Origin of the sequence: Kitasatospora sp. NPDC127035, from assembly GCF_042726075.1 — a bacterium.
Taxonomy (GTDB): domain Bacteria; phylum Actinomycetota; class Actinomycetes; order Streptomycetales; family Streptomycetaceae; genus Kitasatospora.
The window spans coordinates 1-16,488 of record NZ_JBHXDN010000026.1; the positions used below are offsets into that span (position 1 = coordinate 1).

Genomic DNA, 16,488 nt, shown 5'->3' on the forward strand with positions numbered 1-16,488 from the left:
CGCCCGGACGGGGCGTCGCGGAACGCCGGCGGCACCCGTCAGACGCGGTCGGGCTGAGCGGCGGCGAGGTGGGCCAGGTGGCGCTCGGCGGCACGGAGCTTCCGGCCGTCGGGGCCGGGGAGGTAGGCCCGCAGTTCGATGATCTCGGGGGCGATCCGAAGGGCCTCGGCGCGGTCCGGGATCGCCCGCCAGCAGGCTTCCGCGTTGGTCGCGGCCTGCTGGGTCTCGGGGTGGTCCGGCCCCTGGGCACGGAGCAGGGTGAGGGCCACCTCGCGGTAGATGTCCGCCGCCTCGACGGTCCGCCCGGCGAGGCGGCAGATGTGGGCGCGGACCTGGCGGACCTGCAGCACCGGCGCGGAGACGGAGCCGTGTTCGCCGATCGCCTCCAGTTCGAGGGCGAAGGCCAGGTCGGTGGCGGCCGCGTGGTCCCCCGCCTCGGCACTGCGGACGATGCGGCCGATCACCTCCCGGTAGTCGGCGCGGGACTGGAAGGGGTCGGGCGTCGGCACGGCCCCCGTTTCGGTTTCGGCCTCTGGCTCGGCCTCGGCCTGGGCCTGGGGCTCGTCGGCAGCGTCCCCGGGCCTGGCGCCGACCGGAGCCGCGTCGGACGGAATCGCGTCGGTCACCGGCACCTCGTCCGCCGCCGCCGGGGCCTCCTCCACCACGGTGTCGACGGTCGGCGGTTGCCAGGCGTAGGGCTTCAGCAGGTCGACCGGACGGGGCGCGGGCGGCGGGGTGGGCGGCACCTCGGCCTTGAGCAGGCCCACCCGGCCGTCGGGCTCCGCCGCGGCGGCGGCGGGAGCGGGCAGGGGCGCGGAGCCTGACGGTTCGAGGGCCGCCGCCGGCTTGTCCAGGGTGACGGCGCGCCGAGGCCGCGGCACGGCGTCCTGCGGCACGGCGTCCTGCGGCGGGGTGTCCTGAGGCGCGGCGTCCTGCGGCACGGCGTCCTGCAGCAGGTCGTCCCAGGGCACCTCCTCCGGGGCGGCCGGGCGGGGCAGCACGGCGGCCGGGCTCGCCGCCTCGTACAGGACGGGGTCCGCGGCGGAACCGTCGCCGCGGCGCGCGGTGTTGCGGAAGAACGGCCGGTCGGGCGCGTGGGTGGCCACGATGACGACGTCCGGGCGGAGCACCGAGTAGACCTGCTGACGCAGCTGCTCGGGGGCGAGGACGGCCTCGGCGCCGGGGCGACCGCCGTGCAGCGCCTCGATCAGCGCACGGGTGAAGGTGCCGATCTGCTCGGGGTCGGGGCTGACCACCGCCCAGAGCGGCATGCCCTCGGCGAGCGGCGAGACGGCTCCCTGGAGGAAGGGCCACGCACTCTGATCGGCGCTCAGGTCGGCGATGACCAGGGTCTGCCAGTCGGTCGGGCGGTGGCGCAGCTCGGCCGCGACCGCCTGCCAGGGGAGGCCGTCCTGCCGCACGCTGCCGGGCTTGGAGTCCCGCAGGGTGAGGTGGAGTTGGCCGTTGCGCCGGTCGGCGAGCAGGTGGCCGCCCAGGTGGACGAGGAGCGGTCCGGGGTGGCGGGCCGCGGCCCGCAGATGGGCGAGGACGGTGTGGGGGTCACTGGCGGCGGGGAGGTGGACGGCGTCGACGGCATCGGCGGCGAGCAGCACCTGGGGGCTGACTGCGGCGAGCATCGCGGAGAGGACCGGGGCCTGCGCGGTTCCGCCGCGCCCCCAGGTACGGCGGCCGGAGCTGCCGTAGCCGCCCTCGACGACCAGGATCCGCCCGCGCGGCGCGGCGCCCAGGCTGCCGTGGCCGGGCAGCACTCCGGGGCCGGGCACACCCTGCGCCGGAACGCCGTGCGCCGGAACGCCGTGCGCGGGGGTGGCTCCGGGCCCGGCGAACGGCGGCGGGGTCGCCGAGGGCGGCGGCGGGGCCGTGCCGGCGCCCGCTGCGCCGTCGGCTCCCGCCGCACCGCCCATGGCCGGCAGGCCGGTGACGGTCCATCCGGTGGACGGCACCGGCGGCTCGGGCGCCGTCACGGGGACGGCCGCAGGTGCGGCCGTCGGCGGCTCGTAGAGCGCGGCCGGGCCGGGTGCGGGTGCGTCGACCGGTGGCTCGTACAGCGCGGCGGGACCGGGCGGATGGTCCTCGTACGCGTTGCGCGGGAGCCATGGCGGCAGGTCGTCCTGGGGGCCCGCGTCCGGCGCCGGGTCCGGACCTCCGGGGACCGCCGTCGTCTCCGCCATCTCCAGGTCACCCGCCCTGCCCCGCCGCTCAGCGGCGTCGCTGCCTTGCCCCGCGTGGCGACTTCCACCACACCCGATTGCGCCACCCTACGAGATCCCGGCACACCCGAGCCAGGCCGGGTCGGCGATCGACGCCGGTCGGACACACCTCGGGCACACGTCCGGCCCGCCCTCGGCCGACCGCCCGCGGCGTGGCGAGGTCCCGGCGGTCCGGCCCCCCGCTCGTCCAGGGTCCGGAGCTCCGTGCGCACCGGCTCCTGCGGACACGTCGGAATCCGGGCGACGCGGGCACGTTGGTGCAGTCGCACGGTGACCGGCTCACGGTCGCAGCCTTCAGCCGGAAGCCACTACGGCTCGGCGCCGTCCGATCCTGCAGCGGGTGGACCAGGAGCCGGCGGGCCGGATCCGTCGGCCGTCGGCGCGGACGGCGGTGAGCCCGGTGCCCTCGCATCCGATCCGGTCCCCGGCCGCCAGGAACAGCGACCGGTCCAGCTCGAAGGCATAGCCGTCATCGGCCTCGACCGGGAGCGGTGCCGCGGTTCCCCCGCGTTCGACGACGCCCTTCACCGGGCTCCGTACCGTCATGCCCTGGACGGTACGGAGCACCCGTACCGTCCAGGGGCGGAAGGCCGGTCCGCCGGCCGTGCCCACGGGGTCGTGGGCTGCCCGGCCACCGGCTCAGGAGCCGGCGAGGAGGTCGCGCAGCAGGGCCACCGTGTCGGCGTCCAGGTCCCGGCCGGTGCGGCGGCTGAGCGCGTCCAGGCGGTTGACGGCGCGCAGCAGTTGGTCGCGGGCACCGGCCGAGGCGTAGGCGTAGAAGAGGTCGCGGTGCAGGAGTTCGACGTCCGGGGCGACGGCGAGGCCGCGGAAGACGGCGGCCTCGGCGCTGCGGTGGTCGCCGTACTGGAGGCGGCGGGCGGCGAGTTCGTGGGCGGTGTCGACGATCGCGGCGATCATGTCCTGCCGTTCGGACTCGGCCCAGCCGAACGCGGCGGGCGGTGCCTCCGCGAACGGGGCGCCCCGGACCAGGGCGAGGGCGTGGGCGAGGGCGGCGTCGGCGGTGGCACTGGTGCTGCGCATGCCGCGCCGGTAGAGGCCGCGGAACTCGTCCCAGTCGCAGGTGACGGCGGGGGCGAAGGCGTAGCCGTCGGAGGAGTCGGTGACCAGGAAGGACCGGCCGTCCGAGGAGGAGCCGAACCAGGAGGCCAGGTCGGCGAGCTTCTCGGGCAGCGGACTCCGGGCGTCGGCCGCGGTGGGGTGCGGGTCGAGGTGGGCCGCGCCGGGGTGCAGGTCGTGGTCGAGGGCGTGGTGGTCGGCGCCGGGGCGCAGGGCCAGGTAGACGGCGAGTTCGGTGAGCCGCAGGACGGTGGCGGGTTCGGCCGGGCCGCCGGTGCCCGCCACGTCGACCGGGCCGAGCAGACGGATCCGGGGCGCGGTCCGGGTGGCGTGGGCCTCCGGGGATCGCAGGATGGCGAGCAGGTCGTCGCTGTCGCTGCGGCCGGGGGTGGTGCGGGCCACCGGGGCGACGGCCGTCGGTCCGGGTTCCGTGACGGGGGCCACCGACGGCACGGGCGACCCGGGGGACGGCTCCGGGCGGGCGGGGAGCCGCGGATCGGCACCGGTGGGCGCTGGCGCCGGGTCGTGCGTCGGCAGCGGCTCGGGGGCGGGCGCCGGCTTCCCGGCCGGGGCGGGTGCCGGTGTGACCGGCGTGACCGGCTGGACGGGCGCGACCGCACCGGTGGGCGTCCCGGTCCCATCGGGCACCCGGAGGTTCTGGGTGGTGTCCTCTCCCCCGGACGTCGTGCCGGTGTCCGGGCCGACGGGGAAGCCGGCGGCCGGGCCCGCCGGGGCGGCGGGTGTGGCGGCCTGTCGCCCGAGGCCGTTGACGAGGTGCCGCGGACCGGGGACGACGGCCACCGCCGCGGACGGGGGGACGGCCACGGCCGGGGCGGCCGGCAGGGCGGGCACGGCGGAGACGGTGGACCCGGCGGAGGCGCCGTTGGCCGACCCACCGGTCGACCCACCGGCCGACCCGTTGGCCGCGGCGGGCGCCGCCGGGTCGGTACCCGCGAACGGGCTGGCGCCCGTGCCGATCACGCGGGCGAGCAGGCGCGGGCCGGCCGCCTCGGGGGCGTCACCGCCCGTGCCGTCGCCGAGGTCGGGCTCGTCCGGCGATCCCATCAGGAATCCGCCGGAGGGACCGCCCGACGCCCCCACGCCGACCAGGACCGGTACGGGCGGGAGTTCGGCCGGTTCGAGGTCGTCGAGGCCGGGGCCGTCCAGGGTCCAGGCGGGAGCGGGGTGCTGGGTCTGGTCGTCGGCGGCCCGGAGCAGCTCGGCGACCTGCTCGTACTGGCCGGTGGTCAGGCGCTGCAGTTCCAGGGTGAGGTGCAGGCCGGGGATGGTGGCCTGTCCGATGGCCGGCAGGGTCCAGCGGGCGACCGGGCCGGTGCCGCGCTCGGGCGCCCGGGTGACCACGGCGACGCACGTCCGCGGGCGGCCGTCGAGGAGCCGGCCGAGCTCGGCCGGGACGTCCCCGCCCGGCTGGTGGCCGCAGAGCACGATCTCGGGGGTCCACGACTCGTCGGCCTGGCCGCGGCTGCGGGCCTCCCGGGGGCTGGTGGCCTCGGCGGCGACCAGGGTGGCCCGGGCCTTGGCGGTGCGCGGGCCGAGGGCGGCGAGCGCGGCCTCCAGGGTGGGGTGACGGTGGATCCGCTCGGCGGCCGGGCCGCTGATCGGAATCTCCTCCGCGAGGTCGACGAGGTGCAGGTGGAGGCGGTCGGCGAGCGGGCTGTGGGCGAGTTCGAGGGCGAGGGTGCGCAGGACGTCGCGGGCGTCGTCCGGGTGGCCGGAGAGGTGGAGCAGCCGGACGGTCTCCAGGTCGGCGAGGATCACCGAGCCGTCGGGCGAGGAGCCCAGGGTGACCAGGGCCGGGTAGGGGGCGGCGGTCTTGCGGGCCTGGGCGCGTGAGAGCAGCCCGTCCGAGTCGGCCGCGCACCACCAGATGTCAGGGGCGTGGGCGGCGCGGAACGGGGCGATCGGGGCGGCCGCGCCGGAGAGGTGCAGCTCGATCGTCCGGCCGGGGGTGATCCGGGCGGCGACGACGGCGGGCAGCCGCTTGCCGCCGCGGACGGTGTTGCGGGCCATGCTGCGCAGGGCGCGGTCGAGCAGGTCGAGACCGGCCTCGTCCTGGCGGGCCTTCAGTTCGGCCTCGAAGGCGGCGGCGGGGGCGGTGGGCAGGGCGATGCGGTGCCGGGGCCGCCGCCCCCGGAGCTGGGTGCCGCGCTTGCGGGCGACGGCGCCGACCATGACGGCCGCCAGCAGCACGCCGACGGTGGAGGCGGCGAGGGCGACGGTGTAGTCGTCGCTCGGGGCGTCCTCGGCGTGCGCGGCGGGCGTCTGGGCCGGGGTCTGTCCGGGCGCCGGGGCCTGTGCGGGAGCGGGGGTCTGGGCGGGCGCCGGGGCCTGCGCGGGAGCGGGGGTCTGGGCGGGCGCCTGGGTGGCGGGTGCCGGTGCCGGCACCTGGGTGCCCGGTGCGGGCGGCGGAGGGACCGGGGCCGGGGCCGGTTCCGCCGCCGGCGCGGGTGCCGGGGCGGGGGCGGGCTCGGGCGCCGGGGCCGGGGCGGGGGCCGGGGCGGGCGTCGCCGCGCCGGGCAGGCTGAGCACCATCCCGGGCACCACCACGTCCGGGTCGGTGAGTCGCTCCCCGTCCGGCGCCTGGACGCCCTTGTTCGCGTCGAACAGCTTCGGCCAGGCCTCGGCGTCGCCCAGCTCGCGCTCGGCGATGACCGACAGGCTGTCCCCGGGCTTCACCGTGACGGTGCCGGTGCCCTGGGCGCCGCTCGCGGGCGTACCCGCCTGCGTCGTGCCGGTCGCGGGCGCCGGAGCCGGAGCCGGCGCCGGGGTCCCGGCCTCGTCCGGCTTGGCGTCGCCCGGCATCACCAGTGCCCAGCCGGGGTGGATCGGCCGGTCCGCGTCGAAGCGGTTGCCCGAATCGTCCATCACCCGGCCGTCGTTGAGCTTGGCGATCTCCGTCCAGCGCTCGCCCGAACCGAGCTGGCGCTCCGCGATGGACCAGAGGCTGTCGGCCGGCCTGCTGTCCCGCACCGTGTAGGTGGACTGCTGGTCGGCGGCGGGGGCGAGGGAGGGTGCGGCCTGCGCGGCGGGCAGCGCGGCCCGCTGCGCCGCGGCGCCCGCCTGGACGGCCGCGGTCGCCACCTGGGGGCGCTCGGGGGTGGCGGCGAACGCCGAACCGGCCACCGGCACCAGCGCGATCACCGCACCGACCAGGCCGGCGGCGGCGCGCTGGCTCCAGCCGAACGCCGGGATCCGCCGGGCCACCCGGCCGCGGAGCTGGGCCGGGATCTCCAGCAGGACGGAGAGCGCGAAACAGGCCCAGCCGACCCAGCCGACCACGACCAGCAGCCAGAGGAACAGCTGCCCGTCGTCGGGGCTGGTCAGCAGCGCGCCGAGGCCGTCCGGTGCGAGCGGGCCCATGTCGGCGACCGCGCGGGTGCCGTAGAGCAGCAGCGCCGGGACCCCGAGCAGCAGTCCCAGCAGGGTGATCAGGGCCGCGATCGCGGCGAGCACGGCGCCGCCCCGGCCCCGGCGGCCGCCGCTGCCGCCGCGGTGCGACGGCCGCGACGACGGCCGCCGGCCGGACGCGGGAGTGGCGGGCACACCCCGGGCCGGACGCCCGGCACGGGTCTGGTCCTTGGCGCGTGGCGCGGCCATCAGTCGGTCTCCGCTTCCTTGACTCCGTGGACGAGGGCTGCGCTTCCCTTGCCCGTGATCTTCCTGTTGGCGAGTTGGGTCAGCAGGACGGGCCGGTACTCGGTCTCCACCGTGATGGTGACGGCCGCCCCGTCGGGCGAGAACTCCACGAACTTCGCGGCCAGACCGTACAGCGCGAGGTAGCTGTTGGCGGCCTCCTCGGCGTACTCCCGCTTCACCCGGTACCCCTCGCCGCGCAACAGCGCGGCCTCGTCGAGCTGTTGGCCTGCCACCCGGGCGGCTTCCTGGGCGTAGGCGTCGGTGTTCTCCGCGACGCGCAGCTTGCCGCCGGCGTCGATGATGAGGGCGATGACCACGGCGACGAACGCCGAGCAGATCGCGACGAAGATCGAGAGCGTGCCCCGGTCCGAACGGGCACGGAATCGAGGTGCCCCGCGTCCGCGCGCCATGGCGCCCCCTCCCGACATGCCCGTCCACCCTCCCCCGGGCGCTCTCCGCTTGCGTTTCCCCCGCCCGGGGCGTCCCCAATCCCCGTCCGGGTACCTCGTCGTCACGACCTCGCCACCGCCCGCCCCACGGCCCGACACATCCCTGTCCGGGGAAGCCTCCGGCCCGCCCCGTTCGCTCCGGCGCACGCCCGTTCACCCGCCCCGGTAGCGGTCCACGACCGAGACGAAGCTGCCGGTGAGCGTCTTCGACACCGGCCCGTTCAGATTCGGCCCGCCGAGCAGGTCGGACAGTCCGACCTCGCACCGGACCGACACCGTGACCGTCGCCATGGTGGTCCCGTGACTGACCAGTTCCCCGTGCGCCACGGTGACCCTGCTGCTCGCGCAGTGCACGCCCTGCTGCTCCATCGCCTCCACGGCGGACTTCTTCGCCGCCGCGTCCATCGCGTCGACGCCACGCGCCAGCGAGGCGGTCCGGGCGGCCGAGCGGGCCGCGGCCTCCACCGTGCCGGCGGCGGTCTGCACCCGGCCGGCCGCGACGGTGACCAGGATCAGTCCCACCACGGCGGGCGCGACGATCGCGGCCTCGACCGCGAAACCGCCGCCGTCCCGGCCGAACGGCGACCGGGCGGACCGGGCCGCGGCGAACCCGCGCGCCCGTCCGACCGCCCACCCGGGCGGCCGGTTCGCCGACTTCCCGGTCCGCCACCGGAACCGTCCGCTCACGGTCCCACCACCTGCGGCGGGACGAACCGCTCGCGCGGCGCCTCGGCGCGCTGGGTCACGGTCGGCCGCGTGACGAAGGGGATGACCACGGGCGCCGTCACCTCCACAGTGACCCGGATCAGCACCGGCGTGCTGCCGTCGGTGCTGATCGCGTGGTCCTCGCTGCCCTGGCGGCCGAGGAACGCCTCGGCCTGCTTCCGCGCCGCCTCGTTCTTCAGCTCGTCGCTCCGATTGCCCTGGACGCGGCCCGCGTCGACGCCCTCGCGGGCAGCGGTGAGGGCGAGTTGGCGGTAGTACCACCACAGGCCCGTCTGCGCGACGGACAGGATCAGGATCAGCACGACCGGGAAGACGATGGCCAGGCCCAGGCTCAACGACCCTCGGTCGGAACGGCGGAGACGACGACCTCTCATCACGGGGTGGCGCCGCTCCCGGGCAGGTTCGGGTCCTCGTTGACCTTGTCGACGACCTTCTTGTTCAGGCTGTAGAGCGCGGTCGCGACGAGGCCCGCGACGAACACCAGCGCGATGACGGCGAGCGCCAGTTCGATGCTGATGGCGCCCCGGTCACCACGCGCACGGGCCGCCTTCGCGCGGCCCATCCGGAAGTGGAACAGCAGCAGGGCGAACCGGACCGGCAGGAGGGTCGGCCCCGCCAATCGGGCCACCAGGTACTTGAGGTGGGTGTTCATCAGTTTCTCCCAGGGTGCGTCGTGGTGACGGAGGTTGCTGACCTCCGCGAGGGGTACCTCAGTTGAGCATCTTGTGCAACGCGGGATAGATGATCAGCACGGTCATCAGCAGGGTCAGCGCGGCCCCCGGAGCGACCATCCGCTCGCTGTCGGAGTTGGCCCGGGCGAGGTCCTCGGCGAGCAGTTCGCCCCGCAGGCCCTTGGCCCGGGCCCGCAGTGTGTCGTAGACGGCCGCGCCGTCGGTGCCGGAGATCCGCATGATGTCGGCCACGTCCTGCAGCGGCGTCAGGCCCAACTCGACCGCCAGCGCGTCCAGTCCGGCCCAGGGCGGCAGCCGGTCGGTGGCCGCGCGGTCCAGTGCGTCCCTGATCCGCCGGAACACCGCGCCCCGGCCGACCGCGGCGGCCCGCCGCAGCGCCTCCGCCGGACCGAGGTCGGCGGCCCGTTCCATCGCCACCAGCTCCAGGTAGGCGGCGACGCCGTGGAGGTACTCGACGCGGGCCTCCTTCGCCTCGCCGCGCACGATGGCGTCCGGGAGGAACCAGAACAGCCCGGCCAGCAGCGGGCCCACCAGCAGCGGGAGCACGAACGGCAGGCTCATGTCGAGCAGCATCGCCGCCACCACCAGGTAGGGCGGCAGGACGAGGCCGATCAGGGCGAACATCAGCTTGTGCGCCATGAACCGGGCCGGGGTACGGCCGATCAGCGCCAGGTCGCGTTCGGGGATGCGCACCCCGCGCAGGCTGATCGAGCGCTCGCCGATCCGGTCGAACCAGCGCGGCCGTTCCTCCGGGTCGGGGGTCCGGTCGGCGGGGGTGCGGTGCAGCCGGTCCAGCGCCTGGCCCAGGTCGGGCGGGGCAGGGCGGAGTTCGGCGATCAGCAGGGCGATGCCGCCGGCCGCCGCGGCGCCGGCCAGCACGGACCACGGGGAGATCATCGTGCCTCCCCGAACAGCCGGGCGCCCGCGTCGGCACCGCCGGTCGCAGCACCGCCGGTCGCGGCGCCACCCGGGCCACCGGGCCCTTCGGCGGCCCGGCCGCCCGCACCGCCCTCGGGTGCGTCAGCACGCCGCGCGGCCCTGCCGGTCCGGCTGCGCCGGTCCAGCTCCAGCAGGCGCGGGACCGGTGGATGCGAGGCCAGCGCCCGCATCCAGGCGATCACCGCCACGAACAGCGCGGCCACCACGGCGAGGACGCTCTGGCCGAGCACCGTGCTGTACGGGCGGGTGTACTCGGTGTTGAACGAACCGATGGTGACGACCAGCACGATGATGCCGACCAGCCAGCGGATGGTGGTGCGGTGCTTGGCCCGGTCGGCCTCGATGGTGCGGCGCTGGCGGACCTCCTCGCGCACCGATTCGGCCATGTCGGAGAGCGCCCGGGCCAGCCCGGGCCCGCTGTCCCCGGAGCGCAGCAGCAACGCGGCGAGCACCTTGTCGGCGGTGGCGTCGGCCATGCTGTCGGCGAAGGCGCGCAGCGCCTCCTCGGGCCGCCAGCGGGCCTGCAGCCGGGCGGCCAGCTCACCGACCTCCCCCTCGATCGCGGCGGGCGCGGTGCGGCGGCTGGTGACGATGGCCTGGTTGAGGCCGACACCGAGCAGCAGCACGTCGGCGATCCGCTGGGTCCACTCGGAGAGCGCCTCCAGCCGCTCGATCCGGTCGGTGTCCGAACGGGTGGTGTCGAACAGCCAGGGCAGGCCGAAGACCGCCAGCGGGACGAGCAGCGCGGTCAGCGGGATGCCGGTGAACAGCCAGCCGAGCGGCGCGCCGGCCAGCGCGAGCGGCAGCTGGATCCGGCGCAGCCGGACGATCCGCCCCGAGGCGGTGCCGGGCGCGCCGTACCAGAAGACGTGCAGCCGGCCGCCGAGCGGGTTGGAGGTCTCGCGGTCCCCGTCCGGTTCGGCCGCCGGGTCGCTGCCGCGGGCCCAGGCCACCAGGGCGACCAGGCCGCCCATGACGAGCAGGCCGCAGAGCACGAAGAGCGGCATCATCGGGCGCCACCGCCGATCCGGAGCTGGAGCGGTGCGGCCCAACTGCCGTACCGGGAGCCGAGCAGCGACGCGTCGAAGCCTGCCCGGCGCAGGTCGTCCAGGCACTGCGGCGGGGTGTGCGGGACGGCGCGCGGCTCGCCGAGCTCGGGGCGCGGGCCGAACACGGTGTTCAGCGCGGGCCGGCCGCTCTCGCCGAGACCGGTCACCTCCAGGACGTGCGAGACGAACCGGTGCCGGCGTCCGCCGACCGGCGTCTCGTCGACCATCGCCACGTGCACGATGAGGTCGACCGCGTTGGCGGTGAGCCGGTAGGCGAGCGCGTCGGTCATGTGCGAGCCGTACTCCAGGCAGAGTTCGGCGATGCGGTCGACCACCATGTGCGGGCCGCGGGCGTGCAGGGTGCACATCGAGCCGCCCTCGCCGTTCGTCATCACCCGCAGCATCGGGACGACCTCGCCGGAGCGGACCTCGCCGACGATGATCCGCGAGAGGGTCATCCGCAGCGCGGCCGGGATCAGGTCGCCGATGGTCAGCTCGCCGGCCGAACGGCCCTCGACGCGTTCGCCGTTGCCCTCCCGGGCCTCCATCGGCACGACCTGGCGCAGGTGGCCGAGGGTGTGCAGCCAGAGTTCGAACTCCGACTCCAGGGTGCCGATCCGCTCGTCGGGCGGGATCTCCGCGGCCATCGCGCGCAGCAGGCTGGTCTTGCCGACGCCCTGGGTCCCGGTGATCATCACGTTCTTCCGGGCCCGGATGGCGGAGGCCAGGAAGGAGGCCAGGGTGGTGTCCAGGGTGCCGAGCCGGACCATCTCGGGCAGCGTCGCGGAGGCCACCCGGTGCCGACGGATCGCCACGTAGGGGCGCGGGGTGACCTCGGTGAGCGCCTGGAGGCGCATGCCGCCCTCCAGGCGCAGCGCGAGGGTCGGGCTGGCGGTGGAGAGGGAGCGTTCGCCGCCGCCGTGCTGGCGGGCCAGGTCCTGGAGCAGTTCCACGAGTTCGGCGTCGCTGTCGGCCACCGGCGGGACCTGGCGCAGCGGCTGGTGGACCCGCGAGATCCAGACGTCGTCGCAGCCGTTGATCAGGATGTTCTCGATCTCCGGGTCGTCGAGGTAGGGCTGGAGCCGGCCGGCCCGGAAGAGCAGGTCGAAGACGGCCTCGGCGAGCGCACGGTCCTGGTCGCGGGTGGGCGGGATGCCGTGGGTCTGCGCGTAGGCGTCGGACCAGCGGGCGACGGCCTCCTCGATCAGCGCGCGACCGCGCTGGCGGCGGGTCGCGCGGTCGGGTTCGGTTCCCGAGCCCGCGGTCAGCCGGAGGATCTGCTGGTGCAGCTCGGCGGCCACCTGGCGCTTGAGCTCGCGCGCCACCTGCGGGTCGACGGCCGGGCGGGTGCCGGCGCCGCGCCGGTCGAGCGAGGGCAGCTGGGAGGGGACGGCGGTGGCCGTCGCGGCGCCGCCCTGCTGGGCTCCCGGCGGCACGGGCGGGGCACCCGCCGGGGCGGCCGGGCCGGGCCCGACCGGGCCTGCGGTCACCGGGCCCGGCGTGACCGGGTTGGGCATGACGGGGCCGGGGAGGGGTGTCGACCAGGGCAGCGCGGCGGGGTCGGTGGCCGGCTGCTGGTGCAGGGGGCTACCGCGCACGGAGCACCTCCGTCTGGGCGAGGGGGTCGCTGGGTGCGGTGCCGTACGGCTGGTGCGCGGGCCCGGTCGGCTGCTCCGGCGCGCCGGGGGCGGGCGGGGCGGCGTGCTGCGGGGCTGCGGTCCGGGCGCCGTACTGCGCGGCGCCGGACGACGGCGGCCCGTACGTCGGGGCGCCGGACTGCTGGGGCTGGAACTGCTGGGCCTCGTACGGCTGCGTCGCGTGCTGCTGCGTCGCGCCGTTCCGGGTCCCGTCGTGCGGGGTCCCGTACGGCTGCGTCGCCTGCGGCTGCGTTCCGAACGGCTGCGTTCCGTGCGGCTGGCCGGCGTCGGGCCGGCCGGGGTTCTGGGGGTACTGCGGGGCGGAGTGCCGGCCGCCGTACTGCTGGGTCTGGTGCGCCTGCTCCCCGGGTGTGCCGCCGTGCCCCGGGAAGGACGCGGGAGCGGCCGGCTGCGGTGCCAGCCCCGCGAGCGGGGCCACCGGCCCGGTGGTGATCACCGGCGGCACGGGCCCGTACGGCTGGGCGGGCTGCGGTGCCTGCGGCGGCGGGTACGCGTAGCCGGGCCCGTCGGCCGGCTCCGGCGCCGGTCCGGCCGTCCCCGACGGACCGGCAGCCGCCGGCCCCCGGTCCGGGGCGGGCCCCGTTCCCGGGGCGAGCTGTGCGGGTGGGGCCGGCTGGGAGGTGGGCGCCAGCCGCTGCCGCCGCCGGCGCACCGTCAGCTGGAGCTCGTCCGCCGCCGAACGCGCCGTCCGCATCAGCTCCGAGCGGACGAACCGCCGGTCGGTGACGTCGCCGCCGTCCGAGAGCACCCGGGCGGTGCGCTGCGCGTGCGGCAGCACCCCGAGCACCGGCAGCCCGAACTCGCGGGACACCTCCGCCCCCGAGTACGGCCCCTCCGCGACCAGCAGCAGGCCCAGCGCGTCCGCCCCGGTGCCGGCCGTGCCGAGGTCCTCGGCGAGCGCGGCCAGCCGGGGCCGCGACGCGCTCAGCCCGCGCAGGGTGGTGCGCACGGTGGCCGCCACCACGTCGGCCCGGCGGGCCAGCACCGCACTGGTGCCGGTCGCGCCGGAGCGGCCGAGGTCGAGGAGGACGTCGTAGCCCTGCGGTTCCAGCCCGTGCAGCACCTCCATCAGCGGCTCCCACGTGTAGGCGAGCCCGGGTGCCTGGGTGGGGTCGGTGAGACCCGGCAGCAGGAGGCGCTCGGCGTTGCCCTCCGGCGAGAGGTCGATCAGCTGTTCCCAGAGCGCCTGGGCGAGCAGCCCGCGCCGGTCGGCGACGGCGAGGTTGCGCAGCCCGTACACCGCCTCGACCCGGCCCTCCAGGGCGCCGGCCAGCACCGCGCCGCCGTCCGGATCGCACTCGACGAGCAGGACGCGGCGGCCGGGCCGCAGCGGCCAGGCCAGCAGCAGCGCCAGCGCCGTCGTGGTGGCGCCGGGTGCCCCCGGGCCGCCGACCACCGCGATGACCGCCATCTCAGGCCCCACCCGCCCCGGACGGCGCACCGCTCGCGGCCCCCGAGGACGCCGCGCCCGTCGGTGCGGGCGTCCCGACCCGGGCCGCGGACGGCGTGGCTCCCGAGGGCGCGGCTCCCGACGGCGCCGCCTGCGACGGTGTCGCTCCGGTCCCCGGCGCCGCGGAACCCGCCGCGGAGGGCGCCGCCCCCGGGGCGGGGCGCGGTGCCACCACGATCTGGATGCGTCCGCTCGCGACCCACGCCGCCAGGCGGTTGGCCTCCGCCTCGGCGGCCACCACGTCGAAGACCTGGCTGCCGTCGCCCTCCACCCGGCCGACCGTGTACACGGTGGCGGAGAGCGACTCGATCCGGTTGCCGTCCGCGGTGTTCACCACGAGGACCGGCATGCCGGGCTGGAGCCTGGTGGCCGGCAGCTGGGTGCGCTTGACCGAGACACCGACCAGGAGCTGCCCCGGGCCGAGGACGAGCGTCTGGGCCAGGTCCCGTTTGGTGAGCAGCCCGCCGCGGTGGAGGTCGGTGGTGGCCCGCATGCCGACCGCCTTGTCCCGGTCGGCGGCGGCCAGCGGGGTGAGCGCCGGATCGCCGGCGATCCGCACCACCACGAGGTCGGCGGCGGTCAGCGTCTGCCCCCACTGCACGTCACGGGCGAGCGCCAGCACCGCGACCCGCTGGCCGGTGCTGTTGTAGAGGACGGCGCCACCCAGCCCGCCGGCGGCTATCAGGGCCACCGCCATCGCCAGTACGGCGGGCCGACGGCGCCGCGCCCCGAGCGTCCGCCCGGGGGCGTGCGGCGCGCCGCGTCCCTGCTCCGGCACGGCCACGGAGGCGGACCCGGCGGTCGCGGTCGCCGTGGCGGACGTGCCGGACCCCGGCGTGGCAAAGGTACGGTTCTCCACCGGGCTTCGGCCTTTCTCGCGTCGTTCGTCGGGTTGCTGTGCGGTGTGCCGGTCCGGCCGGTCGAGGTCCGGCCGGCCGGTCGAGGTCCGGGTAGTTGAGGTCCGGGTAGTCGAGAACCGGCTTTTGCGGACCGGCTAGTTGAGGACCTGCACCTCGGCCACCCGGAACTGGACGGCCTCGGTCAGCGGCAGCTCGATCGGGTCGACCTGCTGGGTCCCCCCGGTCACCGTGACCACACCGACCCAGTGGGCCGTGACGGTCCCGTGGAACAGGCCGTCCGTCGTGCGGCCCGAACCGGACTTGAAGACGTGGCCGCAGGTGGGCGAGGCGTTGGCGCCGTACTTGGGGTCGTACGGGGTGCCGGCCGCGGCCTTCCCCTCGCACCGCTCCTTCGTCCCGTCCCCGAACTTCCACTCCACCCAGTCCAGGCGCGGGGTGACCGTCACGGTGAGGGTGTTGCCGGAGACCGATACCGGGGCCGGGGGCTGCGAGCCCTCCAGCCAGAGCCAGACCGGCGCGCCCACCACGGAGTCGCCCTTGGGGGCGGTGACGGGCTTCGGCTTGGGGAAGGCGATCCGGTCCCTGGCCTGACGGGCCAGCTGGGCCGGGTTGTCCGGCGGCGGCCCGGCGGGCGCCTGGGCGGCGAACTCCGCCGGGGCCGGGGTCTGCGAGCCCGCACTGTCGAGGCAGGTCACGTTGTAGACCGAGCCCTCCGAGGGATCGTGCCCCTGCCAGCGCGGATCGCCCGCGGGAGGCTGTGGGCTGATCACCCGGAAGTAACAGCCCCGCGAGGGGCTGAACCAGCCCAGCTCGGGATCGCTGCACGCGAGGGGCATCCCGTTCCAGGAGCACACCTGAGGGCCGCTCGAACTCCCCCCGGTGCCCCCCGTCCCCCCGCCGCCCCCGGGGGTCGGCTTGGTGCCCGGGTCCTCGGTTCCCGAGCAGATCACGTTCACCTCGCAGCGGGTGGCACCCCCGGTGGGGGTCGGCTCCGCCGCCGCGACGGTTCCGGGGGATAACAGCAATGCGGTGAACAAGGGCGTACCGAGCACCAATCGCCGTACCGGTTTCAGCATGTTCGTTGCACCTCCCGCTTGAACTCGTGGATCAGCCAACGCGTTTCGAACTGTCGTAGGGAAACGGTCGCCGAGTACCGGGTGAGCCGGTTCGGCGGGTCCTTCACCGCGCGCGTGGTGGCGTCGGCCTGGTGCCAGCCCGACACGTCGAGGCAGTCCTCGATCACGGCGGTGTGCGGATCGGCGGCCAGATCGAGGTTCTTCACCACCGGCGAATTCCGCGGTCCGCCGGTCATCACCAGTTTGGCGTCGTGAAGTTTTTTGAGATTGACCAGGGCGTCGGTGAGTGCCTTCCCGGAGGAGAAGGTCTCCAGTCGCGATCCGTCCGAATCCGTCCGCCCGTAGGCCTCCACCTGGGCTTGCCACCAGTCCTGATAGGCGCTCAGGGCGTCCCGGGCGGCCGCTCCTTCGGGTCCGTCCGTCGGCGCGTTACCGACGTTCGGCGAACCACCCGAAGGGGTTACCGGAGTCACCGCCGCGACCGTGGGCGCACTGGTCCCCAGACGCTCCACGGAACCACCGTCACCGCTGCTCCCACAGGCGCTCAGCAGCAACGCCAGTACCAGTCCGCCGACCCCAACCGCCCCAGGGCGCAACACATTTCCGCGCTGCCGCATCGCCCCA

At 76.3% G+C, this 16,488-nt stretch carries 14 protein-coding genes; all 14 read right to left on the reverse strand.

Annotated features, from left to right (window positions below; genetic code table 11):
• Nucleotides 1-38 precede the first annotated feature (38 nt).
• On the reverse strand, nucleotides 39-2,192 hold the full coding sequence (locus ACFWIC_RS19265; protein WP_380519542.1) for a hypothetical protein: 2,154 nt from the start codon (nucleotides 2,190-2,192) through the stop codon (nucleotides 39-41).
• Nucleotides 2,193-2,525: 333 nt separating this feature from the next.
• Nucleotides 2,526-2,777, reverse strand: a complete 252-nt coding sequence (locus ACFWIC_RS19270) for a hypothetical protein (RefSeq protein ID WP_329948864.1) — start codon at nucleotides 2,775-2,777, stop codon at nucleotides 2,526-2,528.
• A gap of 93 nt (nucleotides 2,778-2,870) precedes the next feature.
• Nucleotides 2,871-6,926, reverse strand: a complete 4,056-nt coding sequence (locus ACFWIC_RS19275; protein ID WP_380353245.1) for a LysM peptidoglycan-binding domain-containing protein — start codon at nucleotides 6,924-6,926, stop codon at nucleotides 2,871-2,873.
• Entirely contained in the window at nucleotides 6,926-7,375 is a 450-nt protein-coding gene (locus tag ACFWIC_RS19280) for a hypothetical protein (protein WP_329880416.1), read from the reverse strand. The genes ACFWIC_RS19275 and ACFWIC_RS19280 overlap by 1 nt, the downstream gene beginning before the upstream one ends.
• Before the next feature lie 192 nt (nucleotides 7,376-7,567).
• On the reverse strand, nucleotides 7,568-8,101 hold the full coding sequence (locus ACFWIC_RS19285; protein ID WP_380519543.1) for a TadE/TadG family type IV pilus assembly protein: 534 nt from the start codon (nucleotides 8,099-8,101) through the stop codon (nucleotides 7,568-7,570).
• A complete protein-coding gene (locus ACFWIC_RS19290) occupies nucleotides 8,098-8,475 on the reverse strand; it encodes a TadE family protein (RefSeq protein WP_329880418.1) in 378 nt (125 codons plus the stop codon). The genes ACFWIC_RS19285 and ACFWIC_RS19290 overlap by 4 nt, the downstream gene beginning before the upstream one ends.
• A gap of 38 nt (nucleotides 8,476-8,513) precedes the next feature.
• Nucleotides 8,514-8,792 (reverse strand): hypothetical protein, encoded by a 279-nt coding sequence (locus tag ACFWIC_RS19295; protein WP_355404596.1) that lies wholly within the window; start codon nucleotides 8,790-8,792, stop codon nucleotides 8,514-8,516.
• A gap of 58 nt (nucleotides 8,793-8,850) precedes the next feature.
• Nucleotides 8,851-9,729: a type II secretion system F family protein gene (locus tag ACFWIC_RS19300; RefSeq protein ID WP_329880421.1), complete on the reverse strand. Its 879-nt coding sequence runs from the start codon at nucleotides 9,727-9,729 to the stop codon at nucleotides 8,851-8,853.
• Entirely contained in the window at nucleotides 9,726-10,781 is a 1,056-nt protein-coding gene (locus ACFWIC_RS19305) for a type II secretion system F family protein (RefSeq protein WP_380353252.1), read from the reverse strand. The genes ACFWIC_RS19300 and ACFWIC_RS19305 overlap by 4 nt, the downstream gene beginning before the upstream one ends.
• Complete coding sequence (locus ACFWIC_RS19310) at nucleotides 10,778-12,337, reverse strand: CpaF family protein (protein ID WP_380353369.1); 1,560 nt, start codon at nucleotides 12,335-12,337, stop codon at nucleotides 10,778-10,780. The genes ACFWIC_RS19305 and ACFWIC_RS19310 overlap by 4 nt, the downstream gene beginning before the upstream one ends.
• A gap of 70 nt (nucleotides 12,338-12,407) precedes the next feature.
• Nucleotides 12,408-13,889, reverse strand: a complete 1,482-nt coding sequence (locus ACFWIC_RS19315) for a hypothetical protein (protein ID WP_380519544.1) — start codon at nucleotides 13,887-13,889, stop codon at nucleotides 12,408-12,410.
• Between the two features lies 1 nt (nucleotide 13,890).
• Nucleotides 13,891-14,787: an SAF domain-containing protein gene (locus tag ACFWIC_RS19320; RefSeq protein WP_380519545.1), complete on the reverse strand. Its 897-nt coding sequence runs from the start codon at nucleotides 14,785-14,787 to the stop codon at nucleotides 13,891-13,893.
• 135 nt (nucleotides 14,788-14,922) lie between these two features.
• On the reverse strand, nucleotides 14,923-15,624 hold the full coding sequence (locus ACFWIC_RS19325) for a hypothetical protein (RefSeq protein WP_329948869.1): 702 nt from the start codon (nucleotides 15,622-15,624) through the stop codon (nucleotides 14,923-14,925).
• Nucleotides 15,625-15,857: 233 nt separating this feature from the next.
• Nucleotides 15,858-16,481 (reverse strand): hypothetical protein, encoded by a 624-nt coding sequence (locus tag ACFWIC_RS19330; protein WP_380519546.1) that lies wholly within the window; start codon nucleotides 16,479-16,481, stop codon nucleotides 15,858-15,860.
• Between the last annotated feature and the right edge of the window lie 7 nt (nucleotides 16,482-16,488).

Bases quoted from the DNA above. Each gene is read 5' to 3' on its own strand.
- ACFWIC_RS19315 (WP_380519544.1), bottom strand. From the start codon at position 13,889: ATGGCGGTCATCGCGGTGGTCGGCGGCCCGGGGGCACCCGGCGCCACC.
- ACFWIC_RS19295 (WP_355404596.1), bottom strand. From the start codon at position 8,792: ATGAACACCCACCTCAAGTACCTGGTGGCCCGATTGGCGGGGCCGACC.
- ACFWIC_RS19300 (WP_329880421.1), bottom strand. From the start codon at position 9,729: ATGATCTCCCCGTGGTCCGTGCTGGCCGGCGCCGCGGCGGCCGGCGGC.
- ACFWIC_RS19310 (WP_380353369.1), bottom strand. From the start codon at position 12,337: ATGCCCAACCCGGTCACGCCGGGCCCGGTGACCGCAGGCCCGGTCGGG.
- ACFWIC_RS19265 (WP_380519542.1), bottom strand. From the start codon at position 2,192: ATGGCGGAGACGACGGCGGTCCCCGGAGGTCCGGACCCGGCGCCGGAC.
- ACFWIC_RS19270 (WP_329948864.1), bottom strand. From the start codon at position 2,777: ATGACGGTACGGAGCCCGGTGAAGGGCGTCGTCGAACGCGGGGGAACC.
- ACFWIC_RS19305 (WP_380353252.1), bottom strand. From the start codon at position 10,781: ATGATGCCGCTCTTCGTGCTCTGCGGCCTGCTCGTCATGGGCGGCCTG.
- ACFWIC_RS19330 (WP_380519546.1), bottom strand. From the start codon at position 16,481: ATGCGGCAGCGCGGAAATGTGTTGCGCCCTGGGGCGGTTGGGGTCGGC.
- ACFWIC_RS19325 (WP_329948869.1), bottom strand. From the start codon at position 15,624: ATGCCCCTCGCGTGCAGCGATCCCGAGCTGGGCTGGTTCAGCCCCTCG.
- ACFWIC_RS19280 (WP_329880416.1), bottom strand. From the start codon at position 7,375: ATGGCGCGCGGACGCGGGGCACCTCGATTCCGTGCCCGTTCGGACCGG.
- ACFWIC_RS19275 (WP_380353245.1), bottom strand. From the start codon at position 6,926: ATGGCCGCGCCACGCGCCAAGGACCAGACCCGTGCCGGGCGTCCGGCC.